This is a genomic window from Microbacterium sp., from assembly GCF_031178525.1.
GTDB lineage: Bacteria > Actinomycetota > Actinomycetes > Actinomycetales > Microbacteriaceae > Microbacterium.
In genome coordinates this window covers 1-8,161 of record NZ_JAPSJA010000115.1, presented here as the reverse complement: position 1 = coordinate 8,161, position 8,161 = coordinate 1, and the positions used below count along the sequence as shown (strand labels likewise).

The 8,161-nt window shown below is 69.7% G+C and carries 6 protein-coding genes; 5 read left to right on the top strand and 1 reads right to left on the bottom strand.

Annotation, left to right across the window (positions count from 1 at the left end; translation table 11 throughout):
* The first annotated feature begins 204 nt into the window (after nt 1–204).
* From RIF89_RS08710 to mmsB, 5 genes are all read left to right on the top strand, one after another.
* Nucleotides 205–1,389, top strand: coding sequence for an acetyl-CoA C-acetyltransferase (locus RIF89_RS08710; protein WP_309068730.1), 1,185 nt, complete (start codon nt 205–207; stop codon nt 1,387–1,389).
* Nucleotides 1,390–1,431: 42 nt separating this feature from the next.
* Nucleotides 1,432–3,330: a beta-L-arabinofuranosidase domain-containing protein gene (locus RIF89_RS08705; RefSeq protein ID WP_309068729.1), complete on the top strand. Its 1,899-nt coding sequence runs from the start codon at nt 1,432–1,434 to the stop codon at nt 3,328–3,330.
* 156 nt (nt 3,331–3,486) lie between these two features.
* A complete protein-coding gene (gene chvE / locus RIF89_RS08700) occupies nt 3,487–4,644 on the top strand; it encodes a multiple monosaccharide ABC transporter substrate-binding protein (protein WP_309068728.1) in 1,158 nt (385 codons plus the stop codon).
* 93 nt (nt 4,645–4,737) lie between these two features.
* A complete protein-coding gene (gene mmsA, locus RIF89_RS08695) occupies nt 4,738–6,288 on the top strand; it encodes a multiple monosaccharide ABC transporter ATP-binding protein (protein ID WP_309068727.1) in 1,551 nt (516 codons plus the stop codon).
* On the top strand, nt 6,285–7,508 hold the full coding sequence (mmsB, locus tag RIF89_RS08690; protein ID WP_309068726.1) for a multiple monosaccharide ABC transporter permease: 1,224 nt from the start codon (nt 6,285–6,287) through the stop codon (nt 7,506–7,508). The genes mmsA and mmsB overlap by 4 nt, the downstream gene beginning before the upstream one ends.
* 170 nt (nt 7,509–7,678) lie before the next feature.
* Here the strand turns inward: mmsB and RIF89_RS08685 are convergent.
* Nucleotides 7,679–8,161 (bottom strand): SDR family oxidoreductase (locus RIF89_RS08685; protein ID WP_309068725.1); only part of this gene is annotated, 483 nt, incomplete at its 5' end.

Sequence of the window (8,161 nt, the reverse complement as noted above, 5' to 3'; positions counted from 1 at the left end):
TGGTGATCGACGAGGCGACCACGCGCCGCGGCTTCGCCGACCAGGTGCGCTGGAACGCCGCCTACCACCGCCTGGCGCAGGGCCTCTGAGCCGAGGGCTTCCCGCGAGGGCGGGCTCCGGGTCTCCGGGGTCCGCCCTTCGGCCGTGCAGGCGCCGCCGAGGGGGCAAGATGGAGGAGGAACCTGCACCGGAGGAGGTAGCCGCATGAGTGATGCGGATGTCGTCATCGTCGCCGCCGCACGCACGCCCCAGGGGCGGCTGCGCGGACAGCTCGCGTCGTTTTCGGCGCCTCAGCTCGGAGCACTCGCGATCCGCGGTGCGCTCGAGCGCGGCGGCGTCGCCCCCGAGCACGTCGACGCCGTGATCATGGGCCAGGTGCTGCCGGCGGGATCGGGGCAGAACCCCGCCCGGCAAGCCGCGATCGGTGCGGGGATCGGCTGGGACGTCCCCGCCCAGGGCGTGAACAAGGTGTGCCTTTCGGGCCTCACGGCCGTGATCGAGGCCGGCCGGATGATCCGGCTGGGCGACGCGACGACGGTGGTCGCGGGCGGCATGGAGTCGATGACGCAGGCGCCGCACCTTCTGCCGAACTCGCGGGCGGGCTACGGCTATGGCGCCATCGAGGTGCTCGACCACATGGCGCACGACGGCCTCACCGACACGTTCGACCGCGTCAGCATGGGCGAGTCGACGGAGCGGCACAACGGCCGCTTCGGCCTGAGCCGCCGGACGCAGGACGAGGTCGCGGCGCTGTCGCACCAGCGGGCGGCGGCCGCGCAGGCGTCGGGCGTGTTCGACGCCGAGATCGTGCCCGTCGAGGTGCCGCAGCGCAAGGGCGACCCCGTCGTGGTCGCGCAGGACGAGGGCGTGCGGCCCGACACCACGGTCGAGACGCTGGCGGGGCTGCGCCCGGCCTTCACGAAGGACGGCACGATCACGGCCGGCAACGCGTCGCAGATCTCCGACGGCGCGTCCGCGACGATCCTGACCACGCGTGCCCACGCCGCGGAGCGCGGCTGGACGGTGCTCGCCACCGTCGGCGCGTCGGGGCAGACGGCCGGCCCCGACAACTCGCTGCAGGCGCAGCCCGCACAGGCCATCCGCCGCGCGTGCGAGAAGGCGGCCATCGCTCCCGCCGACCTGGATCTCGTGGAGATCAACGAGGCGTTCGGTGCCGTAGTCGCGCAGTCGCAGGCCGAGCTGGGGCTGTCGAGCGACATCGTCAACATCCACGGCGGAGGCATCGCGATCGGCCATCCCATCGGCGCATCCGGCAACCGGCTCGTGGTGCACATGGCGCACGAGCTCGCGCGCCGCGGCTCGGGCACGGGCGCCGTCGCGCTGTGCGGCGGCGGGGGACAGGGAGACGCCCTCATCCTGACCCGCTGATGCCCCCCGCGGGCGCGAGACGACCGCCTTCAAAGGATGATCATGACCGACACCATCACCCCCGTCGCCACCGTCGTTCCGAGCCGCGGCGCTCTCACGCCGCTGGGTCTCGACGGGTTCCGGATAGAGGGCGGGCTCTGGGCTGAGCGGCAGGCGACGAACGGTGCGGCGACGCTCGCCCACGTCGGCGCCCGCCTCGAGAGCGAGGGCTGGCTGCCGAACTTCGACCTCGCCGCCGCGGGACGCCTGCCCGACGGGCGCCGCGGGCGCGAGTTCGCCGACTCCGAGGTCTACAAGTATCTGGAGGCGCTCGCCTGGGAGATCGGCAGGACGGGATCGGAGGCGCTCGAGGAGACGTTCCGCGCGGCCGTGTCGCGGGTCGCCGCGGCGCAGGAGGCCGACGGCTACCTCGACACCGCGTTCGGTCGGCCGGGCCAGGAGGAGCGCTGGAGCCATCTCGAATGGGGTCACGAGCTCTACTGCCTGGGGCACCTCATGCAGGCCGCCGTGGCGCGGGCCCGCACGCGACCGGAGGCCGACGACGGTCTGCTGCAGATCGCCACGCGCGCCGCCGATCTCGTCGTGCGCGAGTTCGGTCCCGACGCCCGGAACGGCGTGTGCGGTCACCCGGAGATCGAGCTGGGCCTCGTGGAGCTCGGGCGCGTCACCGGTGAGCAGCGGTACATCGACCAGGCGGCGCTGTTCGTCGAGCGCCGCGGCCGGGGAACGCTCGGCGAGATCGAATTCGGTCAGGAGTACTTCCAGGACGCGGTCCCGGTGCGCGAGACGGAGGCGCTGCACGGCCATGCCGTGCGTGCCAACTACCTCGCCGCCGCCGCGGTCGATGTCGCGGTCGAGCGCGCCGACCACGAGCTGCTCGATGCGCTGCGCCGGCAATGGGACCGCACGATCTCGCGCCGCACGTACATCACAGGCGGCCAGGGAGCCCACCATCAGGACGAGGCGTTCGGCGCCGACTGGGAGCTGCCGAGCGACCGGGCGTACTCCGAGACGTGCGCGGGCATCGCCTCCGTCATGTTCGCGTGGCGCCTGCTGCTGGCGACCGGCGATGTGCGTTATGCCGACCTCATCGAGCGCACGCTGTTCAACGTCGTCGCGACCGCCGTCTCCGAAGACGGGAGGGCGTTCTTCTACTCGAACCCCCTGCACCAGCGTGTCGAGGGCGCGCCGACGGATCCGGACGCGACGGTGGGACGCGCCTCCACGTCGCTGCGAGCGCCGTGGTTCAGCGTGTCGTGCTGCCCCACGAACATCGCCCGCACGGTCGCGACGCTCGGCGCGTATGCCGCGACGCGCTCGGAGGACGGCGTCCAGCTGCACCAGTACGCCGCCGGCAGGCTGACGGCCACGCTTCCTTCCGGTGCGCGCGTCGTGGTGACGGTGAGCGCCGACTATCCCTCCTCGGGAGACGTCCGCGTGCGGGTCGAGGAGGCGGGCGACTACGAGCTCGCGCTGCGCGTGCCCGCCTGGGCGCACGGCGCGACACTCGACGGCGCTCCCGTGCAGCCGGGGTACGCACACATCCGGCGCGCGTGGCGGCCGGGCGACGAAGTGGTGCTGTCCCTCCCCGTCGCGCCTCGTGTGGTCCATCCGGACCCCCGGGTCGATGCGGTTCGCGGTTGCGTCGCGGTTGAGCGCGGCCCCGAGGTGCTGGCGCTGGAATCGATCGACCTCGGGGCGCCGGTCGACGGCGCGGCGCTCGTGCCGGGCTCGCTGCGTGAGGACGGCGACGCCGTCGTCGCGGACTTCGCCGTGCTCGTCCACCCACGGCACGAGGAGCCGGCCGATCCGTGGCCCTATGCCGAGGTGACGGTGCACCCGGCCGACGTGCGCAGCGCGCGCCTCATCCCGTACCGGACGTGGGGCAATCGCGGGCCCGCCACCATGCGCGTGTGGCTGCCGCTTCGCGTCGACGTCTGAGGCTCTCTTCGCCCGCGGCAGCCCCTCCGCCCGCCCGGAGAGGCCTCTCGATGTCGGGCCATCGCGTGTGAACGTGCACATTCCGTATGTGAGCGCTAACATGTTCTCACGCGGGGTTCCCTGACCCCGGTTCTCGAGGAAGAGAGAGGCACAGCAATGAAGCGGACTGCTCTGCGGTTCATCACCACCACGGGCGCGATCGCCCTCGCCATCGGGCTCGCGGGCTGCGCGAGCGGAGGCTCCGCCGGTTCCGGCGACGGCGGCAGCGCTGCTCCCGCCGAGGACCTCACCGTCGGCGTCGCCATGCCGACCGAGACGTCGGAGCGCTGGATCAACGACGGCGACGCCGTCAAGTCGCAGCTCGAGGAGGCCGGCTACGAGGTCGACCTGCAGTTCGCGAACGACGACATCCCGACCCAGCAGCAGCAGATCGAGCAGATGGTCACCAAGGGTGCGGACATCCTGATTGTCGCATCGATCGACGGCACGGCGCTCGCCAGCCAGCTCGAGGCCGCTGCCGCGAAGGGCATCCCGGTCATCGCGTACGACCGCCTGATCAACGGCACCGAGAACGTCGACTTCTACGTCACGTTCGACAACTACGAGGTCGGCGTGCAGCAGGCCACGTCGCTGCTCCAGGGCCTCGGGTACCTCGACGCCGAGGGCAACGAGACCGACCTGTCCGACAAGAAGATCATCGAGCTGTTCGCCGGCTCGCCCGACGACAACAACACGGGCTTCTTCTTCGACGGCGCCATGGACACCCTGAAGCCCTTCATCGACGACGGCCGCCTCACGGTCGGCTCGGGCCAGACCTCGATGGACCAGGTCGCCACGCTCCGCTGGGACGGCGCCACCGCCCAGAAGCGCATGGAGGACCTGCTGACGTCGACCTACGGCGGCGGCTCGAAGCCCCTGCACGGCGTGCTCTCGCCCTACGACGGCATCTCGCGCGGCATCATCACGGCCCTGCAGAACGCCGGCTACGGTGACTCGATCGAGGACGGCCTCCCGGTCGTCTCCGGCCAGGACGCCGAGATCGCCTCGGTCAAGCTGATCAACGACGGTGTGCAGTTCGCGACGATCTTCAAGGACACGCGCAAGCTCGCCACCGAGGCCGTCAAGGCCGCCGAGGCGTACGCCGAGGGCGGCGAGCCGGAGGCGAACGACACCGAGACGTACGACAACGGCGAGAAGGTCGTGCCGTCGTACCTCCTCGAGTCGGACATCGTCGTGAAGGACAACATCACGTCGCTGCTCGTCGACTCGGACTACTGGACGGCCGACGAGGTCGCCTCGGGCGTCGCGGAGTAATCCGAGCCCATCTCTCCGGCGGTGCCCGCCGGGTCGTGACGTCTGTCGCGCCCCGGCGGGCATCGCCTCCGAACCCACCCGAAGGGACGGACGATGACTGACGCGATCCTCGAGATGCGTGGCATCACCAAGGACTTCCCGGGCGTCAAGGTGCTCAAGGGAGTGAATCTGAGCGTCGCGCGCGGCGAGATCCACGCGATTTGCGGCGAGAACGGCGCCGGCAAGTCGACGCTCATGAAGGTGCTGTCGGGCGTCTACCCGCACGGCACCTACGGCGGGGACATCCTGTTCGACGGCAAGGCGGTGTCGTTCTCCGGCATCCGCGACTCCGAGCAGCGCGGCATCGTGATCATCCACCAGGAGCTCGCGCTCGTGCCCTACCTGTCGGTGGCCGAGAACATCTTCCTGGGCAACGAGCGCGTGCGCGGCGGACTGATCGACTGGAACCAGGCCAACCACGAGGCGGCCGATTACATGGCGCGCGTCGGCCTGGACGAGAACCCGACGACCCCGGTCGGCGAGCTCGGCGTCGGCAAGCAGCAGTTGATCGAGATCGCCAAGGCGATGACCAAGGACGTCAAGCTGCTGATCCTGGACGAGCCGACCGCCGCGCTCAACGACACCGACTCCGAGCACCTGCTGGGCCTGCTGCGCGAGCTGCGCGACCAGGGCATCACGTGCATCATCATCAGCCACAAGCTCGGCGAGATCGAGGCGATCGCCGATTCGACGACGATCATCCGCGACGGCGAGTCGATCGAGACGATCGACATGCATGGCCCTGATGCGACGCAGGACCGGATCATCCGCGGCATGGTCGGGCGCTCGCTCGACGCGCGCTTCCCGGAGCGCACGCCGCAGATCGGCGAGGAGATCTTCCGCGTCGAGAACTGGACCGTCCGCCATCCGACGCAGGCGGACCGCGTCGTGGTCGAGGACGCCACGATCTCGGTCCGCGCGGGCGAGATCGTCGGCATCGCCGGCCTGATGGGCGCCGGGCGCACCGAGTTCATGATGAGCGTGTTCGGCCAGTCGTACGGTCGCGACATCTCCGGCCGCGTGCTCCTGCACGGCAAGGAGATCCGCACGCGCACGGTGCGCGAGGCGATCGAGAACGGGCTGGCGTACGTGTCGGAGGACCGCAAGCACTACGGCCTGAACCTCATCACGGACATCCGCACGAACATCACGTCCGCGGCTCTCGACAAGCTCACCAACTGGGCGTCGTTCGTCAACGGCAACGAGGAGATCAAGGTCTCCGAGGACTACCGCCGCGCGATGAACATCAAGACCCCGACCGTGATGCAGACGGTGGGCAACCTCTCCGGCGGCAACCAGCAGAAGGTCGTGCTGTCGAAGTGGCTGTACTCCGACCCCGAGGTGCTGATCCTCGACGAGCCGACCCGCGGCATCGACGTCGGCGCCAAGTACGAGATCTACGAGATCATCAACCAGCTCGCGGCACAGGGCAAGGCGATCATCGTCGTCTCGAGCGAGCTCCCCGAGCTGCTCGGCATGAGCGACCGGATCTACACCCTCGCGTACGGCCGGATCACCGGCCAGCTGCCCGTCGCGGAGGCCACGCAGGAGAACCTGATGAGCCTCATGACCATCGAGAAGAACCAGAAGGAGGCCGCGGCATGAGCAATGTCCTGGCTGAGACCAAAGACCTGTTCACGCGCAACCTCCGCACGTCCGGCATCTACATCGCGTTCGTCGCGATCGTGGTGCTGTTCACGATCCTGACCGACGGTCTGCTGCTCAACCCCGAGAACGTCACCAACCTGGTGCTGCAGAACGCGCACATCCTGATCATGGCGCTCGGGATGATCATGATCATCGTCGCGGGTCACATCGACCTGTCGGTGGGGTCCGTGCTCGCGTTCGCGTCGGCCGTGTCGGCCGTGCTCGTCATCCGGCAGGGGATGCCCTGGTGGGTCGGACTGCTCGCGGCCGTGCTCGTCGGCGTGCTCGTCGGCGCCTGGCACGGCTTCTGGGTGGCGTACGTCGGCATCCCCGCGTTCATCGTGACGCTCGCGGGCATGCTGCTGTTCCGCGGACTGACGCTCGTCGTGCTGCAGAACGTCTCGCTGTCGCCGTTCCCCGCCGACTACAAGACCATCGCGACCGACTTCTCGCGCGGACTGTTCGGCGAGATCGTGGTGAGTCAGGGCGAGGGCCTCAAGGCTGTGCCCGTGACGGTCGACGTCTTCACGCTCCTGATCGGCGTGCTCGCGGTGGGTGGATTCATCTACTCGCAGGTCCGCAGCCGTCGTGCGCGCATCAGCTACAACCAGAAGGTCGAGTCGATGCCGCTGTTCGTGCTGAAGCTCGCCGCGGTCGCCGTGGTCGTGATGGCGTTCGCATGGGCCCTGGCGTACAACCGCGGCTTCCCGTACATCCTGATCGTGCTCGGCGTGCTCGTGCTTGTGTACCAGCTCATCACGAACCGCACGGTGTTCGGCCGCCACGTGTACGCGGTCGGCGGCAACCTCGCCGCCGCGAAGCTCAGCGGTGTGAACGTCGCGCGCGTGAACTTCTGGCTGTTCGTGCACATGGGTCTGCTGACCGGCATCGCCGCCGCGATGTTCTCGGCGCGCTCGAACGGCGCGCAGCCGAACATGGGCAACAGCTTCGAGCTCGACGTGATCGCGGCCTGCTTCATCGGCGGCGCCTCGACCACGGGCGGCATCGGTCGCGTGACCGGCGCCCTCGTGGGTGGCCTCGTCATGGCCGTCATGTCGAACGGCATGTCACTCATGGGCGTGCCGCAGTCGCTGCAGCCGATCGTGAAGGGCCTCGTGCTCCTGATCGCCGTCGCGTTCGACATCTACAACAAGCGTCGCGCCGGCGCCACGCGCTGAGTCTCGCTTCCTGCGGCGGGTCGCTCCCTCGGGAGCGGCCCGCCGTTTCGCTGTGTGGAGGTCCGCGGGATCCGCGCGCCGATCCGGAGATCTGCACGTATCCGGATCGGCTGCGGCGCGGACGTCCGAAACGGTGCAGATCTCCGGAGGCGTGCCGGGTCGTCCGAGCGTCAGGGGACGATCGCGTCGACGTACCCGCCGTCGACACGCACGGCGGCTCCTGTCGTCGCCGAGGCCAGGGGAGAGCTGAGGTACGCGACCATGTTCGCGATCTCCTCGGGCTCGATTAGCCGCTGCAGCAGCGACTGCGGCCGGTGCGTGCGCATGAACTCGCGCTGCGCCTCGCCCCACGGCAGGCTCTCGTCGACCAGCTCGTAGACGAACTTCTCGACGCCGCCCGTGTGCGTGGGGCCGGCGATGACCGAGTTGACGGTGACGCCGGTGCCGGCGGCCTCCTTCGCGAAGCCGCGCGACACCGCGAGCAGCGCGGTCTTCGACATGCCGTAGTGGATCATCTCGGCCGGGATGACGATCGCCGAGTCGCTCGCGATGTTGAGGATGCGACCCCACCCCCGCTCGGTCATCCCCGGCAGCGTCTCTCGGATGAGCCGAACCGCGGCGAGCACGTTGACCTCGAAGTAGCGGCGCCATTC